Here is a 379-nt window from a genome sequence, read left to right as displayed (position 1 = left end):
GACGGCGCCCTGGTGGGCGCGCCTTTACAGGTGTTTTCCGGCAAAACCGATGTTCCGGTTGTTACCGATGATGCCAACAGTTGCGTCATTGGTTTGACAGCAGAAAATGCGCTGGTGGATTTGGAACGGGCGCGGGTGCGTCGCTACACCGATCAGGATCAGCGAGCGGAATATTCCGGCGATTTGGGTTTTGAATTTGTCCCGCGCTTGCAGGAAATGGAAATTTCGTGGGGGCAAGGGCTGGGGTGATGATGATGAATGCCAAGGCTGTGCGGCGATTGCCGCATTGGGAAATGTTGCTAGAGGGTTGGCATAAGGTCGCGGGAACGCGGCCTTTTTTGTGGGGAAAATCTGACTGTTGCCTTACTGCCTGTGATGC

At 55.1% G+C, this 379-nt stretch carries 1 protein-coding gene and 1 pseudogene; both read left to right on the top strand.

Annotation, left to right across the window (positions count from 1 at the left end):
- Window positions 1-249 (top strand): annotated as a pseudogene (locus tag THS27_RS26520) (hypothetical protein); the annotation flags it as partial.
- Window positions 249-379 (top strand): hypothetical protein (locus THS27_RS27810; protein WP_371456381.1); only part of this gene is annotated, 131 nt, incomplete at its 3' end. The pseudogene THS27_RS26520 and the gene THS27_RS27810, both read left to right, overlap by 1 nt.

It is taken from the genome of Thalassospira sp. MCCC 1A01428, from assembly GCF_002115825.1.
In the GTDB taxonomy this organism is placed as follows: domain Bacteria; phylum Pseudomonadota; class Alphaproteobacteria; order Rhodospirillales; family Thalassospiraceae; genus Thalassospira.
This window is presented reverse-complemented; position numbering and strand designations above follow the sequence as displayed.